Raw genomic sequence first — 19,288 nt, forward strand, 5'->3', positions numbered from 1 at the left:
GGTCATTCTCCGGCGAGGATCTGGCTGACATACCGGGCGACGGCACGAACCGCGCTCATCGTGCCCGGGTAGTCCATGCGGGTGGGTCCGACAACCGCGAGATTCGCGACTGTCTCGTCCCCAGGACCATAGCCTGTCGCGACAACGGAAGCCGTGGAGAGTTCGGCGTATGGATTCTCGTGGCCGATCCGGACAGTGAGCCTGGACGGGCCGGTCGCCTCCCCTAGCAACCTGAGCAGCACGACCTGCTCCTCGAGGGCCTCCAGGACCGGGCGGATGGAGTAGTGGAACTCCTGGCCGAGCGGGATCAGGTTGGCGGTGCCGCTGACGGCGATGCGTTCGTCGGGGCGTTCGACGACGGTTTCGAGGAACGTCGACACGATCGAGGCGACGTAGGGCCGGTCGTCCTCGGTGAACCTCTCCGGAAGGTCCGACACGACGTCCTGGAGGTCGGACAGCTTCATTCCGACGACGGCGGCGTTGAGCCGGGCCCGGATGTCACCGAGTACCTCGTCGGCGACGGACCCACCGACGTCGACGACTCGCTGCTCGACCCGACCGGTGCTGGTGATCAGGACGAGGAGGAGGCGGGTGGACGAGAGCGTCACCAACTCGACGTGACGGACGGTCGACCGGGAGAGGCTGGGGTACTGCACCACGGCGACCTGGCGGGTGAGCTGCGCGAGTAGCCGGACGGTGCGGTTGACCACGTCGTCGAGGTCGACGGCGCCTTCGAGGAAGGTGGAGATCGCCCGGCGTTCGGCCGTGGACAGCGGCTTGATCGTGGTCAGCCGGTCGACGAAGAGCCGGTAGCCCTTGTCTGTCGGGATCCGACCCGCGCTCGTGTGCGGCTGGGCGATGTAGCCGTCCTCCTCCAGCGCGGCCATGTCGTTGCGGACCGTCGCCGGGGAGACGCCGAGGTTGTGCCGATCGACCAGCGCCTTGGACCCGACCGGCTCCTGGGTGTGCACATAGTCTTCGACGATGGCGCGAAGCACCGCCAACTTGCGTTCGTCGAGCATGGCCCCCACCTCCTCGCGTCCCTGCCACCACATCCCGCGTTAACGGCGGCAACGCTGCCGCCACCTTCCGTTGCCCTGCTCACGGACGGCACCCCGCCGCCGGACCTCCCTCGTGGGACGACCGCCGACGGGTACCTTCCTAGATCGGAGACCTGGCACTCAATCGAACCGAGTGCCAGTCTACGTGGAGCGACCCGGATTGTGCGCGGTGCACGCGTGCCATGCTGTCGGGCGTGAACACGCGTGCGACCGGATGGACCGAAGTAGGCCCGGGCTGCTTTGCCCGGAGATACCCCTCCTTCGACGTGACGGTGGGTGTCGTGGTCGGCGCCGACGGGCTCCTCGTCGTCGACACGCGGGGCAGCCTCGGCGAGGCAGACGAGCTGCGCGCCGACCTGGTCGCGCTCTCGAGTGCGCCGGTGCGCTGGGTGGTCGACACGCATTGGCATTTCGACCACTGTTTCGGGAACGCGCGGTTTACCGAGGCCGCCATCTACGGGCACGAGACGGTGCCCGAGATGCTCGCGACCGAAGCCGAGGCTGTACGGGCGTCGCTCGCTGAACGCTCCCCGGAGTGGGCGCGGGAGATGGGCGAACTCGTCGTCGTGCCCCCGTCACGGACGTTCTCCTCCGTCGCGGTGGTCGACCTGGGTGACCGGCAGGTCGAACTCGTCCACCCGGGACGGGGGCACACCGCCGGCGACGTGGCGGCGCGGGTTCCCGACGCGGACGTCGTCTACGTGGGCGACCTCATCGAGGAGTCCGGCCCACCGATGTACGGCGAGGACTCGTTCCCGCTGGAATGGCCGGCGACCCTCGACCTCCTGACGGGCCTCCTCACCGAACGCACCGCGGTCGTGCCGGGCCACGGAGCCGTCGTCGACCGGGCCTTCGCGCAGGCGCAGCGGATCGAGGTCAGCAACGTGGCCGAGACGGTACGCCACCTCGCGGCCGAAGGTGTTCCGGTCGACAAGGCGCTCGACGCCGGTGAGTGGCCGTATCCGCGCGAGTCACTGGCCCATGCCGTACGCCGGGGCTACGAGCATCTGGGGTCGACGGGCGCGGGTCGGCGTTCGCTGCCGCTCCTACCGCCCTGACCGTCGTGCGCCCCTGACGCGACGGGACCCGCCACGCCGTTGTCGCCTCGGGCGTGGCGCGATCGGCGTGCCGGTGGTCAAGCCGGTAGCCTCGCCGGACATGGCTGGACCACGTGATCGCTACTCGCAGGACGTGCTCGCCACTGACTGGCGGGTCCCCAAACGCGGCCGGACGGTCGACGTCGAGGTCGAGCCCGACATGGTGCTCGAGGACGCCACCAACGGGTTCTGCGGGGCGGTCGTCGCGATCGAACGCGACCTGGTGGTCCTGGAGGACCGCTTCGGCGCTCGGCGCAGCTATTCGTACGGCCCGGGCCTGCTGCTCGAGGGCAAGCCGGTCGCCGTCCGTCGGCCGGCGGTCCAGGCTCCGAAGGGTCCGCAGCGTACGGCGTCCGGCTCGATCGCGGTCCGTGACGCCCGCGCCCGGGTCGCCCGCGCCAGCCGCATCTACGTCGAGGGACGCCACGACGCCGAACTGATCGAGAAGGTCTGGGGTGACGACCTGCGGATCGAGGGGGTCGCAGTCGAGTACCTCGCCGGCGTGGACGACCTGAGCGCGGTGGTCGCGGAGTTCAGACCAGACCCGCGCCGCCGGCTCGGCGTCCTGGTCGACCATCTCGTCGCGGGGAGCAAGGAGAGCCGGATCGCCTCCGAGGTCGCGCGCGGTCCGTACGGCGCGCACGTGCTCGTGGTCGGTCACCCGTTCGTGGACATCTGGGAGGCGGTCCAGCCAGAACGCCTCGGACTGGACGCCTGGCCGACGATCCCGCGGACGATGTCCTGGAAGCACGGCATCTGCGCCGCGCTCGGCTGGCCGCACGCCGACCAGGCCGACATCGCCCAGGCGTGGCGCCGGATCCTCGGCGTGGTCCGCGACTACCGCGACCTGTCCCCCGAACTCCTCGGTCGGGTCGAGCAGCTCATCGACTTCGTCACGGCGCCGGACGAGGACGGCGCGTAGGCCCGAGCCCGGATAGGGGCGGGGTCTGAGCGCTGGCATGAGCCGGCGACGGACCCGGGTATATACCCCGCATGACGGAGCCGACCCCGGAAGAACGCCGTTCCGCTGGTCCGAGCCCGGCGAAGGCGCGACCCCCGAGTCAGGGAGACGGCGACTCCCCGAGCCCGAGAATTCCGGGCACAGTGCCCGAAGGCCCGGCCGCACCCCCGAAGGTCCTCGGTCCAAGGTTCGAAGGCCCGGCCAGACCTCCGAAGGTCCCCGCCGGTCCTCCGTCGCCGGAACGCCCGTCCGCGAGTCCCAGGGTCCCCGACCCTCCGCCGGAACGATCGTCCCCAACCCCCAGGGTCCCTGGCCCGGCACCCGAGCGCCCGTCCACGATTCCTTTGGAGCAGGAGCGCACCTGGGCGATGGCCGCCCACCTCGGCAGCTTCATCGCGGCCCTGGTGGTGCTCGGCTTCCTCTGCCCGCTCCTCGTCCTGCTGGTCAAGGGTTACCGGTCGCGTTATGTACGCCACCACGCGGTCGAGTCGTTGAACTTCCAGCTCACCGCCCTGGGCGCCACCCTGGTCGCCTCGCTCCTGGCGTTCGTGATGATCGGGCTGGTGCTGTTGCCGTTCATCGGCATCATCTACGTCGTGTTGGTGATCCAGGCCAGCGTCGCCGCCCGCCGCGACGAGTGGTACCGCTACCCCGTGAGCCTCCGCATCGTCCGCTGACGTCGACTTGTCAGAGGTTTCTCGGCTAAGAGACCGACAAACCTCTGACAACCGGGCAAGTCTTGGCAGCAGGCTCAGCTTGCCGAGAGCGTCGCTTCCGCCTCGTCGGAAACGTCCCAGCCGAGCAGCCGGCGCACCAGCGCGTCAGCGAGCAGCCGTCCGCGGGTGGTGAGGACCGCATGACCCGCGGCGAGGGCAGCGGGTTGGAGGAGCCCGTCGCGTGCGGCGACGCCGGCAGCCGCCACCCCGGCGGGATCGAGGGCACCCGTGTCGAGACCGTCCACGAGGCGCAGCTCCAGCATGATCTGCTCGACCCGGCGGGTCTCGGTGTCGAGGGTCTCCCGCCCGTGGGCGGGGCTCGCGCCGGCCGCGAGCCGGTCGGCGTACGCCGCCGGGTGCTTGGCGTTCCACCAGCGAACGCCGCCCACGTGGCTGTGCGCTCCGGGTCCGATCCCCCACCAGTTGGCGCCCGTCCAGTAGAGGAGGTTGTGCGCACAGCGGTCGCCCGGCTGCCTCGACCAGTTCGACACCTCGTACCACTCGTATCCCGCGCGGGTGAGTGTCTCGTCGGCCTGCAGGTAGCGATCGGCGAGTACGTCGTCGTCCGGTGCGGCCAGCATTCCGCGACGGATCTGCGCGGCCAGGCGGGTGCCTTCCTCGACGATCAACGCGTACGCCGAGAGGTGGTCGGGTCCGGCCGCGACCGCCGCGTCAAGGCTGGCTTGCCAGTCGGCGGCGGACTCCCCCGGCGTTCCGTAGATCAGGTCGAGGTTGACGTGCGCGAACCCCGCCGCGCGCGCCTCCTGGACGCACTGCTCCGGGCGGCCAGGCGTGTGCTGCCGGTCGAGGGTCGCGAGCACGTGCGGTCGGGCGCTCTGCATACCGAACGACACCCGGGTGAAGCCCTGGGCGCGTAAGCGTTCGAGATAGTCCCGGTCCACCGACTCGGGGTTGGCCTCGGTCGTCACCTCGGCGCCCTCGACCAGCCCGAACTCCGACTCCACCGCCCGCAGGATCCGGCCGAGGTCCTCCGGAGGGAGCAGCGTGGGGGTCCCGCCACCAACGAACACAGTCGATGCGGGGACGCGTGCCTCGCCGAGTACGTCGCCGGCCAGGCGTACCTCGGCGATGGCCGCGTCGGCGTAGGAGCTACGGGACGCACCGGGGGCCGGCCCGAGTTCCTCCGCGGTGTAGGTGTTGAAGTCGCAGTAACCGCACCGGGTCACACAGAACGGGACATGTACGTAGATCCCGAAGCCACGACCGGCCAGCTCAGCCAGCGCTGACGGCGGGAGGGCACCGTCGCGCGGCGCGGGGTCGCCGTCAGGAAGGGTGGAAGGCACGCTCCCATTCTGCGGAGCGCCGCCAAACCGGCCCCGCCGGGTCCGACTCGCACCGGCGGGGTGCTGCGGCGGCCTGCCAGCAAGGACGCCGGCGGAGCGTCCGACCTGCCGGCTCAGGTGGTGTAGAAGCTGTCCAGCAGATCGGCGTACCTGGTCTCGACGACCTTGCGCCTGACCTTCATGCTCGGGGTCATCTCGCCGTCGTCGACGGACAGGTCGTGGTCGAGGACGGTGAACTTCTTGATCGTCTCCCAGCGGTTGAGCTTGGAGTTCAGCTCGTCGATGTAGCCCTGCACCATCTGGCGGGCCGCGTCGGAGGTGACGATCTCGTCGTACGGTCGGCCACCGAGCCCGACCTCGCGCGCCCACCCGACGATCGCGTCGACATCAAGGGTCACCAGGGCCGAGGCGAAGTTGCGGCCCTCGCCGTGGACCAGGATCTGGCTGGCGTAGGGGCAGATCGCCTTGAACATTGTCTCGATCAGCTGCGGTGCGACGTACTTGCCGCCCGACATCTTGAAGAGGTCCTTCTTGCGGTCGGTGATGCGAAGGCAGTCGTCATCGATCTGGCCGATGTCACCGGTGTGGAACCATCCGTCAGGTTCGAGGACTTCCTCGGTCAGCTCGGGGAGGCCCTGGTAACCGCGCATGACACCCGGCCCCTTCACGAGCACCTCACCGTCGTGCGCGATCCGCAACTGGGTGCCGGGGAACGCCGGACCTACCGTGCCGAAGCGGAAGCGTCCAGGCAGGTTGACACAGGTCGCCGCACTCGTCTCGGTGAGGCCGTACCCCTCCACGATGAGGATCCCGGCGCAGTGGAACCACTCCGCGAGTTCGGGGCTCAACGCCGCGGCCCCCGAGACGAAGAACCGCAGCCGGCCGCCGAAGCGGGCCCGGATCTTGCTGAAGACGAGCGTGTCGGCCAGCTTGTACCGCAGCGCGAGCGCGCCGGTGGCCTCCTTGCCCTGTTGGCGCAGCTCCGAGACCTGACGACCGACGCCGAACGCCCAGCGGAACAGCCGCGCCTTCAGACCACCCTCGTGCTCGACGGTCGACACGATCCGGCCGTGCGCCTTCTCGAAGATCCGGGGCGCCGCTCCCATGAACGTCGGCTGGACGACGGCCAGGTTTTCGACGATCTTGTCGGCCCGACCGTCCACAGCCGTGGCGAAACCGATCTGGAGCTGGGCTGTCAACAACACCTTGCCGAACGAGTGGGCCAGCGGCAGCCAGAGGTACTGCAGGTCGTCTTGGCTCAGGATCTTGACCGCGTCGATCGCTGCACCCGTGTAGGTCCAGCAGTCGTGGGCCAGCCGGACGCCCTTGGGCTTGCCGGTGGTGCCGGAGGTGTAGATGAGGGTCGCGAGGCTCTCGGGGCCGATCGCGGCGATCGCGTCCTCGATCGCGGTGGGGTGTGCCTCGAGATGCTTGCGGCCGCGGTCCTCCAGATCCGCGAGAGTGAGCAGGTCGTCCCCTTCGCCGGAGGCGCCGTCGAACGTCACGATCGTCGTGAGGTCGGGGAGTTCGGACCGGTGCTCGCGGACCTTCTTGACCTGCTCGTCGTTCTCGGCGAACACGATCCGGCTGTGGGAGTCGCCGAGGATGTACGCGACTTCCGCTGACGTGGTGGTGGGGTAGATCGTCGTCGTCGCCGCACCGGCACACATGATCGCGAGGTCGCCGAGCACCCATTCGTACCTCGTGCTCGCCGCGATCGCGACCCGCTGCTCTGGGGCGATGCCGAGCGCGATGAGGCCGGCCGCCATTAGGCGGACACGCTCGCCCGCCTCCCGCCAGGTGACGGATGCCCAGATGTCGCTCTTGTCGCCCACGGGATGGCGGAACGCCTCGGCATCAGGCGTGGCCGCCACCCGGTCGAGGACCATCTGCGCCACGGTGGACGCCCTGGTGTCGACCTTGGACTGGTCTGGCTGGCCAGGATTGGTTCCCCAGATCAGGTCACTGGACATCGCAAGCCTCCACGTCGAGGAGCTGCTTCGTATATGGCGACGAAGGGTACGGCACGGATTGACCTCACCGTCATGAAACGACACACTCCGCCGTGCTCGGGCCGGGACCACAACCTTCGCAGCGGGCCAGACGGGCACGACGGAACGGCCAGCCACCAGCCTACGGCGGCCGCGCCCCTCAGCGCGGCGGATCAGCCCCAGCCGCCGATCATGTTCGTGCGTGGTGACCGCCGCATCCGCTGGCTACTTCTTGCCGGCGCCCTGGCCGGGACCAGAGTCCGTGGTCGACAGAGCGGCGACGAAGGCTTCCTGCGGCACCTCGACCCGGCCGACCATCTTCATCCGCTTCTTGCCTTCCTTCTGCTTTTCCAGAAGCTTGCGCTTACGGGTGATGTCGCCGCCGTAGCACTTGGCGAGGACGTCCTTGCGGATGGCACGGATGCTTTCCCGCGCGATGATCCGGGACCCGATCGCCGCCTGGATGGGCACCTCGAACTGCTGGCGCGGGATGAGCTCCTTGAGCTTCTGCGCCATCGAGACGCCGTACGAATAGGCCTTGTCCTTGTGCACGATCGCGCTGAACGCGTCCACCGTGTCACCGTGCAGCAGGATGTCGACCTTCACCAGGTCGGCCGCCTGCTCGCCGGTGGGTTCGTAGTCGAGCGAGGCGTATCCACGCGTGCGGCTCTTCAGCGCGTCGAAGAAGTCGAACACGATCTCGGCGAGCGGCAGTGTGTAACGCATCTCGACCCGGTCGGTGGAGAGGTAGTCCATACCCTGCAGCTGGCCCCGCCGCGACTGGCACAGCTCCATCACCGCGCCGATGAAGTCGGCGGGCGTCAGGATCGTCGCGCGTACGACGGGCTCGTGCACCTCCGCGATCTTGCCCTTGGGCATCCCCGACTGCTGCACCGGCGCGCCCGTCCCGCCGGGGAACTCGCTCGGGTTGGTCACCACAACCTCACCGCCGTCTTCCATGACGACGCGGTAGACGACATTCGGTGCGGTGGAGATGAGGTCGAGGTTGAACTCGCGTTCCAGGCGCTCGCGCACGATCTCCATGTGGAGCAACCCGAGGAACCCGCAGCGGAAGCCGAATCCGAGCGCACCGGAGGTTTCTGGTTCGTACAGCAACGCCGCGTCGTTGAGCTGCAGTTTGTCGAGCGCGTCGCGCAGGTCGGGATAGTCGTCGCCGTCGACCGGATAGAGCCCGGCGTAAACCATCGGGTTGGGGTGGCGGTAGCCGGCGAGTGGCGTCTCCGCGCGGTTGCCGGCGAGGGTCACTGTGTCACCGACGCGGGACTGCCGGACTTCCTTCACCCCGGTCATGATGTAGCCGACCTCGCCGACGCTGATCGACTCCGACCGGGTGGGTTCCGGTGAGATGACGCCCACCTCGAGGGTCTCGTGGGACGCCTTGGTCGACATCATCAGCACCCGCTGGCGGTTGCCGATGGCGCCGTCGACGACCCGGATGTAGGTCACGACGCCGCGGTAGGTGTCGTAGACCGAGTCGAAGATCAGCGCCCGCGCCGGGGCGTCGGCCTCCCCCTGCGGTGCCGGAACCTGCGCGACGATCTCGTTGAGGAGATGCTCGACCCCTTCACCGGTCTTGGCCGAGACCCGGAGCACGTCGCTCACGTCGCAGCCGATGATGTGGGCGAGTTCGGCGGCGTACTTGTCCGGCTGCGCCGAGGGCAGGTCGATCTTGTTGAGCACCGGGATGATGTGCAGGTCGGCGTCGAGGGCGAGGTAGAGGTTCGCGAGCGTCTGCGCCTCGATGCCCTGCGCCGCGTCGACCAGCAGCACCGCACCCTCGCAGGCGGCCAGCGACCGGGACACCTCGTAGGTGAAGTCAACGTGGCCGGGGGTGTCGATGAGGTTGAGGATGTACGTCTCGCCCGTGCCGGCGCCGGCGGTGGCCTGCCAGGGCAACCGGACCGCCTGGCTCTTGATCGTGATGCCGCGCTCGCGCTCGATGTCCATCCGGTCGAGGTACTGCGCCCGCATCGCCCGCTCCTCGACGACGCCGGTGAGCTGGAGCATGCGGTCGGCCAGCGTCGACTTGCCGTGGTCGATGTGGGCAATGACGCAGAAATTCCGGATCAGCGCCGGATCGGTGTGGCCGGGCTGCGGCGCGGATGCGGGAGCGACGGGCACGGATGATCCATTCGGTCTGGTCGGGGGAACGTCGTTCATCATCCCACGCGCCGCCACCACCCCGCCCGGCAGCCGAACGCTGACCGGCACAAGAGCGAGCGGCATGAGGCACTCAGGCGAATGTGGCCGTTCCGTTGCCGTGTTGACACGTGCCGTGTCTTGCAGAGCGCATTGCGCCGTTGGTAGTGATATGCGTACTGATTGTGAGCCGCACCATTGGCAGGGGGGTCAATTGTGGGCGGACACCTGTCCTCGTCAGTCCGTGCGGCCGGCGGCCGAGCGGCCGGCACGAAGGTTTCACCCGCCCAACCAGCCACGTCCGACCCAACCGCCACGTCCGACCAGGCGCATGACGCCGGGAGTTCGCACAGACCCGCTGGCGCGAACCCCGACCTGGCGGAGCAGGCGCGAGCGCTCCTTCCCGAAGGGACGTGGGAGTTCCGGGTCGGCCCCCGCTGGTGCGTCGTCCGCCCACCTGACCGCCCTGAGCGGACGCAGGGCTGGAAGCTGCACCTGTCGGCCACACCGCTGACGGCGCCGCAGGTGCTCGCCCGCGCGATTCCGGTGCTTCGGGCGTACGGCGTGGCGTTCAAGTTCGCGCCCACCATCGAGGCGGTCCGTCGCCTGACCAGCCGCGACTGCGAGCGCGGCGAGTCGGGCAAGTTCCTCACGGTCTATCCGAACGACGATCCGCAGGCACCGCGGCTCGCGGCCGACCTCCACGCCGCGACGCAGGGGCTGACCGGCCCACGCATCCTCACCGACCGCCAGTACCGCCCCGGCAGCGTCGTCCACTACCGGTACGGCGGGTTCGGCGGCGAGCATCGGCTCGACGACGACGGAGTCCGCCGGTACGTGCTGACCGCGCCCGACGGCAGCCACCTCGAGGACCGGCGCGAGGCGTGGTTCACCCCGCCCACCTGGGCTCCGTCGCCGTTCGGCGCCGACCCGGAGGGTACGCGGAGTCCGGCGAGCCAGCCCGGCGCACCAGGCCAGGCGGGCGGCGGCCAGCACCCGATCGCCACCACGGCACGTACGTCGAACGCGGTGCTCCTCGGCGGGCGGTTCGTCGTACACCAGGCGATCCGCCACTCGCCCAAGGGCGGCATCTACCTCGCCACGGATCGCGAACGGGCTATCGAGGTGGTCGTGAAGCATGCCCGTGCCTATGTCGAGGCCGACGTGGGAGGGACGGACGTTCGCGACCGGTTACGCCACGAGGCCGCGATGCTGCACCGCCTGGCCGGGCAGGTGCCGGTACCCGCGGTGGTGGAGTTCTTCCAGCAGGACGGTGACGCGTTCCTCGCCGAGGAACGCCTGGCCGGCCAGCCGTTCCGCCGGTGGGTGCGGACGTCGACCGGAGGCGCGTCGACGATCCCGACCGGTCAGATCCTGACGATGGCGCGGCACCTGGTCGCGGTCGTGGCCGGCGTGCACTCCGTCGGTGTCGTCCTCCGCGACCTCAGCCCCGGCAACGTCCTGGTCGCACCGAATGGCGGGCTCGCCCTCGTCGACCTCGAGGCGGCTGCGCCCGCGGGCGTTCCAGCGCCCGTCATCGGGACGCCGGGCTACCGGGCGCCGGAGAGCCAGCACCCCCGCCAGCCGGTGACCGCGGCGTTCACCGAGGATCTGTGGAGCCTCGGCGGGTTGTTGTTCCTGCTGGCCACTGCCAACGATCCGGTGCTCGCGGACGACCAACCGGCGGACCGGCCGCTCTCCGACCGCCTCGCCTCCTGGCTGCTTGTGGTGGCGCGGGACAACCTGGCGGCCCGGCTTCTCACGCCGCCCATCCTCGGACTGCTGGCCATGTCGCCGGACCGTCGCTGGAGCCTCACCCGCGTCGAGAAGTACCTCGCCGAGCTCGCCGAAGTGGCCAGCCAGCGGGCCGGGTCGGCAGTCCGTGCAACGCCGCTCCCCGACCGCCGGCCCCTTCCCGCCGCGGCCCTCGCCCCGCCGATCCCGCCACCTTCGGCCGAGCGCCTGTGGACCGACGGGCTCGACTACCTCCTCGCGACCATGACTCCGGACGAGGGAAGCGCCGAGCGGCTCTGGCCCACCCACGCGTTCGGCCGGCGTACCGATCCCGGCAACGTCCAGCACGGTGCGGCCGGAATCCTCGCGGTCCTGCTCGAGGCTCTCCCCCACGTGACCGATCCCACCCCGCTGAGGGCCGCCATCCAGCGGGCGGCCGGGTGGCTCGCCGCCCACCAGCCCGCCCGCGACCCGGTCCGCGCAGTACCCGGCCTGTATTTCGGCCGGTCGGGTACGGCCTGGGCCCTCGCCGACGCGGGCCGCGCCCTCCAGGACCCCGATTTGGTGTCGCGAGCTGTCAACCTGGCCTTGTCACTTCCGGTGGCGTGGCCCAACCCCGACGTCACCCACGGGCTCGCCGGCGCCGGCCTGGCGCACCTCCACCTGGCCCGCCACACCGGCGACCCGCGGCTTGCCGAACGGGTGAAGGGGTACGCCGACGCCGTCGTCGCGGCCGCTGACAAGACTGACCTCGGGCCGCTGTGGCCGATACCCGCCGACACACCGTCCCGGCTGGCCGGCGCCCGCCATTACGGTTTCGCGCACGGGGTCGCCGGCATCGGCTACTTCCTGCTGGCAGCCGGCCGGGCCACGGGTACCCAGGCCTACCTCGACCTCGCCGTCGAGGCCGGGCACACCCTGTGCCGGACCGCCACCACTGACGCGCACGGCGCGGCCTGGTGGCCGGTCGGCCCCGACGACCAGCCGCGGGTGTGGGGCCAGGCGGGCGAAGCCCGGGCAGGAGCGGAACCACAGAGGCGGGGGTGGGCCCAGGCGGGCGGAGCCCGCGTGGGGCCGGAACCACACAGCCGGTTGCCGCACTGGTGCAGCGGGGCGTCCGGTGTAGGCACGTTCCTGCTCCGCCTGTACGCCGTCACCGACGTGCCGGCGTTCGGTGCCTATGCCGCGGCCGCCGCGGTCGCGGTGCACCGGGCCCGCTGGCAGGCGGCTCCCGCCACCTGCCACGGGCTCGCCGGCGACGGACAGTACCTCCTCGACGCCGCCGAACTCCTCGCGGAGGACAGCTACCGCGGCTGGGCCGGCGACCTCGTCGAAGCGATGGCGGTACGCCACTGCCGGCGGGACGGCCGGCTACTCATCCCCGACGAGAGCGGGCAGGCGGTCGTCGCCGACTACCAGGCCGGGGTGGCCGGCGTCATCGCGTTCCTGCAGCGGTTCACCTACGGCGGTCCACGCCCCTGGATGGTCGACGCCTGCCTCACCGAAACCCTCGGACGGTCGCGGGCATGCTGACACGTACCAGCTTCCGGTTCTCCCCGAGCGGCGACTACGCCGCATGTGTCACCTCAACCGACCCGTCGACGTGGTACGTCGAACGCTGGTCGCTGCGCTCCCCAGCCCCTGACAGTGACGGCGCGGACGACGGTGCCGCCGATGCGCTGGCGCGACCCGAGGCAGTACCCGGGCTGACGCCCAGCGGTTCACAGACCCGCCTGCTGCCACTCGACGACGGGGCCGTCCTCCTCCATCGCCCCAGGATCGACCGGCACGAGATCGTGCTGGGTCGGCCGAACGACGCGACCCACGTGGTGGTCGCCGTGCCGGCGCTCGGACTCCAACTCCTGCCCCATCCCGCCGACGACGTTCTGGCGCTCGTCATCACCACGCAGCCGGACCCGTCGTCGACCCTCTGGCTCCTGCGGGTGCGGAGCGGCGCCCTCGAGCCCCTCCTCACCATCCCTGGCCTGGTGGTCGGGGGTACCTGGTTGGACCGGAACGCCGGTCGCCTCGCCGTCAACCGCGCCCACCAGGGCCGGCTCAGCTGCGTCGCGATCGATCTGAACACCGGCTCCCTCGCACCCCTCTGGCCGGCCAATCCGTCCCTGCGGCTGCTGCTCACCGACACCACGGCTGGTGGCGGGGCCGAAACCACGCTGTTCGTCGTGGCGGACAAGTCCGGCCGGATCGGTTGGGCCAAGGCGGAGGGTGACGAGCCGCAGTGGCCTTCTGACCTCCAGGCCCGGCACAACCCGTGGCCGCTCGCGATCGACCCAGCCGGAGAACAGATCGCCGTACGCCTGGACCACGGTGCGCGTTCCGGACTGCTGCTCTACCGGCGCCACACCGACAGCTCTGTCAACCTTCCCTTACCGGCGGGGACGCTCGGAGGGACCGCATCCTGGACCTCTCGCGGGCTGCGGGTGCCGTTCTCAGGTCCTGACCATCCGGCGGGGATCGCCGAGGTCGCCCCGGGCAATGTGCGCATGCTCGTCCCGCCGGACGATCCCGCCAGCCAGCAGCCGACCGGTGAACTGCCATGAACCAACTCATGCTCGATGTCGCCGCGCTCGAGCAGCTTCCCGAGGTGGACTCCACGGGACCGCCCGACTACTACTGCGACCCCGCCTCCTGTGCGGCGAGCTGCCTGCTCAGCGTCACCACCAGGTGAGTGCCCGGCCCGTCGCCGACGACGGCCCGAAGCCGGGGCGTTGGGCTGGGTGCTTGGCTGGGTGTTTGGCTGAGGCATCGGGCCGGGCCCACCTGACCCGGCGCCACACCGACCCGCGGCGGCCTGCCAGGATCGCCAGGTGACCGCTCCGCACGCACCGGACCTTCCGTACGGCGCCACCGCACAACGCCCCCTGTGGCCCGACCTCCCCGAGGCGATCCAGACACGGATCGAGGAACGCCTGGGCGGCAAGGTCGTGGCCGTCGCGAGTCAAGGCTCCGGATTCACGCCCGGGTTCGCGTCCCGCCTGGTCTACGGCAGGGGCCAGCGCGCGTTCGTCAAGGCCGCATCCGAGACCGCCAGCCCGTCGGTCGCCGACTCCTACCGCGTCGAGGCCCGCACCGTGCCATCGCTGCCGGCCGGCGTTCCCGCGCCCGCCCTGCGCTGGACGCTGGAGGAGGACGGTTGGGTCGTCCTCTGCTTCGACGACGTACCCGGCCGTCCGCCCATGCGGCCATGGCAGCCGCGTGAACTCACCGACGTCCTCACCGCTCTGACCGACATGGCGCAGGCGCTGACACCGGCACCGGCTGGCCTCGTCGTACCCGAGATCCGGGACTGGATGGGCGAGGACTTCGGCTACTGGGACCAACTCCGATCAGAACTCCCTGATCCGGACCGTCAGGTGGCCGAACTCGCCGCGCTGGAGTCCGGCGCGCTCGACGGCCTGCGAGGGGACGCCGTGGTGCACTGCGACCTCCGTGACGACAACCTGATCATCGGCGACGACGGACGGGTCTGGGTCTGCGACTGGAACTGGCCGAGCCGCGGCGCCCCGTGGTTCGACCTGCTGACGTTGCTGATCTCCGCGCGGGGAGACGGGTACGACGCGGACGCGTTGTTCGCCGTACACCCGCTCGGCGCCGGGGCCGACCCTGACGCGGTGGACGCCGTGCTCGCCGGTCTCAGCGGCTACTTCACCGGCGCGTCCCTCCAGCCCGCGGTGTCCGGATCGCCGCACCTGCGTACCCACCAGGCCTGGTGCGCGCAGGCCACACTGTCCTGGCTCGCCGTCCGGCGGGGCTGGGTGGGGTGAGCGCGGCCCGCCTGTCACTGCCGCCGCCGCGGGTCGGCTGGTGGGTGCTCGCCGGGAGTAGTGCAGGCCTGTGCGTGGGCTCGGTGGCCGCGACGCTGATCCCGTCGTGGCTCGGCACGCTGGTGGGAGTGCTGGCGATCCCGTGCGCCTTTCCGCTCTGGTACGCGGTGTACGTCCTCACCCGGGGCCGTCGAACCATCCTCGCGTTGTTCGTGGTGGTCGCCGGCATGCTCGCGACCCCCGCGATCCGTGAACTGGTGCCCGCGTACGCACTGGGGAAGGTCGGCGAGACCGTCACCTGCACAGTGACCGATCGCGACATCGCCGGGCGGCGGACCTTCCATTACGTGTACACACTCGACTGCCCACAGGGGACGCCGGCGGCGGTGAGGACGGTCGCGAGCACGCGGGAGCTCCACCGGCGGTGGGCGGCAGTGGGCCCCAGCGTGCGGGTGCTCCGTGACCCCGGCGACTGGTGGACCGCCGACACCCTGGCGAGCCAGCGCATCGTGGTCAACTCCCCGGGTGCGGCATGCCTTCCTGCTGCCGTTGCCGTGCCTGCTTCTGTGGGCGCTGCTCGTGCCCCCGCGCGAGTGACCGCACCACGCGGAACGCCAGGAGAGCTCCCCGTGCGGCGAGGCTGTCCCGTATGGCACCGTTGATGCTGGTTCACCGGTCGGGCGGTAGCGGATTTAGGTCTTCGTCCCGGTGGCTGGTAGGCTCTCTCTTCGCGTGCTGAGAGTTCCGAGGCACGCAAACACTCCCATTCCCGTACGACGTGCGATCGAGGCCTTAGCTCCGTGGCGAACATCAAGTCCCAGATCAAGCGGATCAAGCAGAACGAAAAGCACCGACTCCGCAACAAGTCGGTGCGGTCGTCCGTGCGGACGGCGATTCGCAACTTCCGCGAGGCCGCCGAGGCTGGCGATGCCGCCAAGGCGCAGGACCTCGCACGCGTGGCCGGCCGCTTGCTCGACAAGGCGACGTCCAAGGGCGTGATCCACAAGAACCAAGCGGCCAACAGGAAGTCCGCGATCTTCCGGAAGGCTTCCGCGCTCTAAGGCCTCAGGCCGAGCGCGCCCCTCCAGAGATACAGGCTCCAAAGACACAGGGCTGTTCGGCCTTCGGGCCGGGCAGCTCTTTGTGCTGTCTCAGCCCTGGTGCTGCCTCCTGGTGCTGCTTCAGTCTTCTGTGCTGCTTCAGTCTTTGTGCCAGCTCAGCCCTCTGACCGGGCCCGGCTCACCGCCAGCACAGCGCGTTCCAAGGCATAGTCGGCGTCATCGGCGCCGCCCTTGACGTCGGCGTCGGCGCGCGCCACCGCCTGGATAGCGGTCGCGAGCCCCTCCTGGCTCCATCCGCGGAGCTGACCGCGCAGTGTCTTGACCTTCCACGGGGGTACGCCGATCTCCCGCGCCAGGTCGCCGTCGCGGAGCCCGCGGGGAGCGCCCGCCAGCTTCGCGAGCCCACGAAGCCCCGAGGCGAGCGCCGATGTCACCAACACGGGTGCGACGCCGGATCGCAGCGCCCAGCGCAACTGCTCCAACGCGTGTGCGGTGCGCCCGGTGACCGCCGCGTCGGCGACCGCGAAGCTCGTCACCTCGGCACGGCCGGCGAAGTAGGCGCGGATCGCCTCCTCGGTGATGACCCCACCCGCGTCGGAGATCAACTGCGATGCGGCTCCGGCGAGGGCCCGCAGGTCGCTGCCCACCGATTCGATCAGGAGCTGAGCGGCCTCCTCGCTGATCCGCCCACCCGCGCCGCGTGCCTCACGGATGACGAACGTTGGCAACTCGTAGCTCTTGAGCGCCTCGCAGGCGACGACGCGCACGCGAGCCTTGCGTAACTTGTCGAGGAGTCCGCGGCCCTTCTGTCCCCCACGGTGGGTGAGAACGAGGGCGACGTCGGGCTGAGGGTCTTTGGCATAGCTGAGGACTGCGTCAGCCGCCTCAGCGGGAAGGGTGTCCAGACCACGCACCACCACTGCTCTCGCGGACGCGAACAGGGACGGGCTGGTGAGCTCCGCCAGCGCTCCCGGAGCCAGGCTCGCAGCCTCCAACTCCGTGAGGTCAGCATCGGGGTCAGAGGCGCGGACGGAGGCGACCGCGGCAGCCACCGCCCGGTCGACGAGGAGGTCCTCGGGACCCAGCACGAGGGTGACTCCGCCGAGCGCTTCGCCCTCGGAGGGTGCGGAACGAGCCTTCGTTGCCATCGGGCTCAGCATCCCACGTCCCACGGACAAGCCGGGACGACGACCTGCCCGGCGACGCGGATTCGCGGGACCGGGCGACCAGCCCGAGCCCCTGCCGGTCGATCACCACCGCAGCGGTCCTGCCTGGTCGGTCCGGCCGATAACCGCACCAGACGACGAGAGCAGGCTGATCGTCGCGGGCGCCGGGTGGCCGTAGTCGTTGTCCTCTCCCGCACTGACGAGCGCGATCCTGGCGCCAACGGCGGTCAGGAACTCAGGATGCTGATACCGGGAGCCGTGGTGAGGTGGCTTAACATAAGACGCCATGGTCGGAACTGGACAAATCGAAGCCAAATCCGCCGCCCTGTACCTGCGCATCTCCGACGACCGTGAAGGCCGCGCCCTCGGCGTCGCCCGCCAGGAAACCGACTGCAGGGCACTCGCCGAACGACGCGGGTGGACGATCGTCGACGTCTACCCCGACAACGATGTCTCCGCATCCAAGAGCAAACCGCGCCCTGAGTACAACCGGATGCTCGAGGACATCCGTACCGGGCGGATCGACGGCGTGATCGTCTGGGACATTGACCGCCTAGTCCGCAAGCCGGCCGAGCTCGAAGAGTTCATCGCCCTAGCCGAACTCCACCAGGTCGCCCTTGCATCCGTCGGCGGCGAGATCGACCTCGGAACCCCGCAGGGCCGACTCACGGCCCGCATCAAGGGCTCAGTGGCCCGCCACGAGACCGAGCAGCAGCAGCGCCGAATCCTCCGCAAGGTCGACGAGCTCGTCGCCGCGGGCCTCCCCCACGTCGGCGGGGGCAGCCGACCTTTCGGCTACACCAAGGACCGGATGAGCATCGTCGAGGATGAGGCCGAACTGATCCGCGAGGCCGCCAAACGTGTCCTCACCGGCGAATCCAGGAGCGCCATCGTCCACGAGTGGAACGACCGTGGACTCCGCACGACCGCCAACAACGCCTGGACTCTCCAGACACTGACCTGGATGCTGCGCTCAGGTCGCATCGCAGGCCAGGTCGAACGGCATCGAAAGATCGTGGGACCTGCCGCCTGGCCAGCCATCATCGACTTGGAGACGCACACCCGGCTGAGGGAGACGCTCGCCGCGAAGACACCATTCACCCGACCGCCTCGCCTCCTGCTGTCCGGCATCGCCATCTGCAGCCGGTGCGAGCACTACATGCGCGGCCACAAAGGCAACAACGGCCGACCCAACTACATCTGCCCGCCGAAGGTCAGCGGCGGCTGCAACGGCGTGGTGATCAAACGCATCCCCACCGAGGCCCATGTGGTGGAACTGCTGCTACGGCACATCGAACAGATCGCGGATGCAGAACTCGGGCCAGATGATGTCGAGGACCCACGGCTTGCGAAGATCCGCGAGTTGCAGGCGGTCGTCGACCGACAGCAAATCAAGCTCGACAAGCTCAAGCTGGCGTACGCCGATGATGATGACGCCGAGGCCGTCGACTTCCGCGATGCTTCTCGACTCATCCGCGAGCGGATCCAGGCGACGCAGGTGGAGATCGCGCGGGAGACTGCCCAGCTTGGGATTCAACTCGACGACCCGGCCGCGGTGCGGGCCAACTGGGATGACGAAGAGATCACGCCGTTAGCCCGCAAGCGGCAGTATGTCGGCGCCTTCATTGAGCGGATCACGATCCTGCCGGCGTCGCGCCCCTCGTCACTCTTCGACCCTAAGCGCATCAGAATCAACTGGCGGTAGCTCCACCCCGTGCGGGACATCTGGCATCAGCGTTGGCAGCTGCCGCAGCGTAGGCAGCGACGTCGGCGGGAAGCCGCCTCGGCAATGGCGGAAGAGGCGGCACAGTTACGGTCACGGTCGGGAGCAGCGATGCTGAGATCACAGCTGTCGGCACCGGCTGAGTGTCAACGATCACGTAATTCCCCTGGGCTGCGATCAAGTTATTCCCCAGGTCCTGGCGTTGGTTGATGCTGTCAGGTGTTGCTGGTGGACGTGGGGACGACACGCCCGGGTCTGTTGTTGGGTCGGTAGCTTGCTCCGTTCATGAAGATCTGGTGGCTGTTGTTGATGAGTCGGTCGAGCAGTGACTCGGCCACGACGGGGTTGGGGGAACAGCGGGTACCAGTCGCTCGGTTTCCTGTTGCTGGTAAGGATCATCGAGCTGCTGCTGGCGGTGCGTTCGCTGATGAGTTCGTAGAGGTCATCGGCCTGTGGTGGGGTGAGCTCGCGCATGGCGAAGTCGTCGAGGATGAGCACGGCGGGTTTCGTCAACTCTTTAAGGCGTTTG

Annotated in this window: 17 protein-coding genes; 10 read left to right on the forward strand and 7 right to left on the reverse strand. The window is 69.6% G+C overall.

Annotated elements, in window-relative coordinates; all coding sequences use genetic code 11:
- Positions 1–2: 2 nt before the first annotated feature.
- Complete coding sequence (hrcA, locus tag B141_RS0107685; protein WP_026257002.1) at positions 3–1,022, reverse strand: heat-inducible transcriptional repressor HrcA; 1,020 nt, start codon at positions 1,020–1,022, stop codon at positions 3–5.
- Positions 1,023–1,255: 233 nt separating this feature from the next.
- On the opposite strand from hrcA, the gene B141_RS39465 reads away from it, so the two are divergent.
- The 3 genes from B141_RS39465 to B141_RS52180 all read left to right on the forward strand — a co-directional run bounded on the left by B141_RS39465 (position 1,256) and on the right by B141_RS52180 (position 3,796).
- Positions 1,256–2,119, forward strand: a complete 864-nt coding sequence (locus tag B141_RS39465) for an MBL fold metallo-hydrolase (RefSeq protein WP_237742643.1) — start codon at positions 1,256–1,258, stop codon at positions 2,117–2,119.
- A 100-nt stretch (positions 2,120–2,219) separates the two neighbouring features.
- A complete protein-coding gene (locus B141_RS0107695; protein ID WP_026257003.1) occupies positions 2,220–3,080 on the forward strand; it encodes a DUF3097 domain-containing protein in 861 nt (286 codons plus the stop codon).
- A gap of 71 nt (positions 3,081–3,151) precedes the next feature.
- Positions 3,152–3,796, forward strand: a complete 645-nt coding sequence (locus B141_RS52180) for a DUF4870 domain-containing protein (RefSeq protein ID WP_272944066.1) — start codon at positions 3,152–3,154, stop codon at positions 3,794–3,796.
- Positions 3,797–3,870: 74 nt separating this feature from the next.
- Here the strand turns inward: B141_RS52180 and hemW are convergent, their stop codons facing one another.
- From hemW to lepA, 3 genes are all read right to left on the reverse strand, one after another.
- On the reverse strand, positions 3,871–5,139 hold the full coding sequence (gene hemW / locus B141_RS0107705; protein WP_020574578.1) for a radical SAM family heme chaperone HemW: 1,269 nt from the start codon (positions 5,137–5,139) through the stop codon (positions 3,871–3,873).
- 113 nt (positions 5,140–5,252) lie between these two features.
- A complete protein-coding gene (locus B141_RS0107710) occupies positions 5,253–7,112 on the reverse strand; it encodes an AMP-dependent synthetase/ligase (protein WP_020574579.1) in 1,860 nt (619 codons plus the stop codon).
- A 243-nt stretch (positions 7,113–7,355) separates the two neighbouring features.
- The gene (lepA, locus tag B141_RS0107715; RefSeq protein ID WP_157180870.1) at positions 7,356–9,311 is read right to left on the reverse strand and encodes a translation elongation factor 4; all 1,956 of its coding nucleotides are present in this window, start codon (positions 9,309–9,311) and stop codon (positions 7,356–7,358) included.
- A gap of 195 nt (positions 9,312–9,506) precedes the next feature.
- On the opposite strand from lepA, the gene lanL reads away from it, so the two are divergent.
- The 6 genes from lanL (at position 9,507) to rpsT (ending at position 15,870) form a co-directional block, all read left to right on the forward strand.
- Complete coding sequence (gene lanL, locus B141_RS39470; RefSeq protein WP_020574581.1) at positions 9,507–12,557, forward strand: class IV lanthionine synthetase LanL; 3,051 nt, start codon at positions 9,507–9,509, stop codon at positions 12,555–12,557.
- Positions 12,551–13,585, forward strand: a complete 1,035-nt coding sequence (locus tag B141_RS0107725; protein WP_020574582.1) for a hypothetical protein — start codon at positions 12,551–12,553, stop codon at positions 13,583–13,585. The genes lanL and B141_RS0107725 overlap by 7 nt, the downstream gene beginning before the upstream one ends.
- The gene (locus tag B141_RS52185; RefSeq protein WP_020574583.1) at positions 13,582–13,713 is read left to right on the forward strand and encodes a hypothetical protein; all 132 of its coding nucleotides are present in this window, start codon (positions 13,582–13,584) and stop codon (positions 13,711–13,713) included. The genes B141_RS0107725 and B141_RS52185 overlap by 4 nt, the downstream gene beginning before the upstream one ends.
- A 139-nt stretch (positions 13,714–13,852) precedes the next feature.
- Complete coding sequence (locus tag B141_RS0107735) at positions 13,853–14,809, forward strand: phosphotransferase family protein (protein WP_020574584.1); 957 nt, start codon at positions 13,853–13,855, stop codon at positions 14,807–14,809.
- Positions 14,806–15,471, forward strand: a complete 666-nt coding sequence (locus B141_RS0107740) for a hypothetical protein (protein ID WP_157180865.1) — start codon at positions 14,806–14,808, stop codon at positions 15,469–15,471. The genes B141_RS0107735 and B141_RS0107740 overlap by 4 nt, the downstream gene beginning before the upstream one ends.
- A 138-nt stretch (positions 15,472–15,609) precedes the next feature.
- Positions 15,610–15,870, forward strand: coding sequence for a 30S ribosomal protein S20 (gene rpsT / locus B141_RS0107745; protein WP_020574586.1), 261 nt, complete (start codon positions 15,610–15,612; stop codon positions 15,868–15,870).
- 155 nt (positions 15,871–16,025) lie between these two features.
- Here rpsT and holA read toward each other — a convergent pair whose 3' ends face one another.
- Together holA and B141_RS0107755 are read right to left on the reverse strand one after the other, a co-directional pair.
- Positions 16,026–17,018 (reverse strand): DNA polymerase III subunit delta, encoded by a 993-nt coding sequence (gene holA, locus B141_RS0107750; RefSeq protein WP_026257006.1) that lies wholly within the window; start codon positions 17,016–17,018, stop codon positions 16,026–16,028.
- Positions 17,019–17,120: 102 nt separating this feature from the next.
- Positions 17,121–17,324, reverse strand: coding sequence for a ComEC/Rec2 family competence protein (locus tag B141_RS0107755; RefSeq protein ID WP_020574588.1), 204 nt, complete (start codon positions 17,322–17,324; stop codon positions 17,121–17,123).
- On the opposite strand from B141_RS0107755, the gene B141_RS39475 reads away from it, so the two are divergent.
- Positions 17,323–18,741: a recombinase family protein gene (locus B141_RS39475; RefSeq protein WP_020574589.1), complete on the forward strand. Its 1,419-nt coding sequence runs from the start codon at positions 17,323–17,325 to the stop codon at positions 18,739–18,741. The genes B141_RS0107755 and B141_RS39475 overlap by 2 nt on opposite strands.
- A 195-nt stretch (positions 18,742–18,936) precedes the next feature.
- Here the strand turns inward: B141_RS39475 and B141_RS52715 are convergent, their stop codons facing one another.
- Positions 18,937–19,233 (reverse strand): hypothetical protein, encoded by a 297-nt coding sequence (locus B141_RS52715; protein WP_420313580.1) that lies wholly within the window; start codon positions 19,231–19,233, stop codon positions 18,937–18,939.
- Between the last annotated feature and the right edge of the window lie 55 nt (positions 19,234–19,288).

The organism is Actinopolymorpha alba DSM 45243, from assembly GCF_000373925.1.
GTDB classification, from domain to species: domain Bacteria; phylum Actinomycetota; class Actinomycetes; order Propionibacteriales; family Actinopolymorphaceae; genus Actinopolymorpha; species Actinopolymorpha alba.

Bases quoted from the DNA above. Each gene is read 5' to 3' on its own strand.
- hrcA (WP_026257002.1), bottom strand. From the start codon at position 1,022: ATGCTCGACGAACGCAAGTTGGCGGTGCTTCGCGCCATCGTCGAAGAC.
- B141_RS0107695 (WP_026257003.1), top strand. From the start codon at position 2,220: ATGGCTGGACCACGTGATCGCTACTCGCAGGACGTGCTCGCCACTGAC.
- B141_RS52180 (WP_272944066.1), top strand. From the start codon at position 3,152: ATGACGGAGCCGACCCCGGAAGAACGCCGTTCCGCTGGTCCGAGCCCG.
- B141_RS0107710 (WP_020574579.1), bottom strand. From the start codon at position 7,112: ATGTCCAGTGACCTGATCTGGGGAACCAATCCTGGCCAGCCAGACCAG.
- lepA (WP_157180870.1), bottom strand. From the start codon at position 9,311: ATGAACGACGTTCCCCCGACCAGACCGAATGGATCATCCGTGCCCGTC.
- B141_RS0107725 (WP_020574582.1), top strand. From the start codon at position 12,551: ATGCTGACACGTACCAGCTTCCGGTTCTCCCCGAGCGGCGACTACGCC.
- B141_RS52185 (WP_020574583.1), top strand. From the start codon at position 13,582: ATGAACCAACTCATGCTCGATGTCGCCGCGCTCGAGCAGCTTCCCGAG.
- holA (WP_026257006.1), bottom strand. From the start codon at position 17,018: ATGGCAACGAAGGCTCGTTCCGCACCCTCCGAGGGCGAAGCGCTCGGC.
- B141_RS39475 (WP_020574589.1), top strand. From the start codon at position 17,323: ATGGTCGGAACTGGACAAATCGAAGCCAAATCCGCCGCCCTGTACCTG.
- B141_RS0107755 (WP_020574588.1), bottom strand. From the start codon at position 17,324: ATGGCGTCTTATGTTAAGCCACCTCACCACGGCTCCCGGTATCAGCAT.
- B141_RS52715 (WP_420313580.1), bottom strand. From the start codon at position 19,233: ATGCGCGAGCTCACCCCACCACAGGCCGATGACCTCTACGAACTCATC.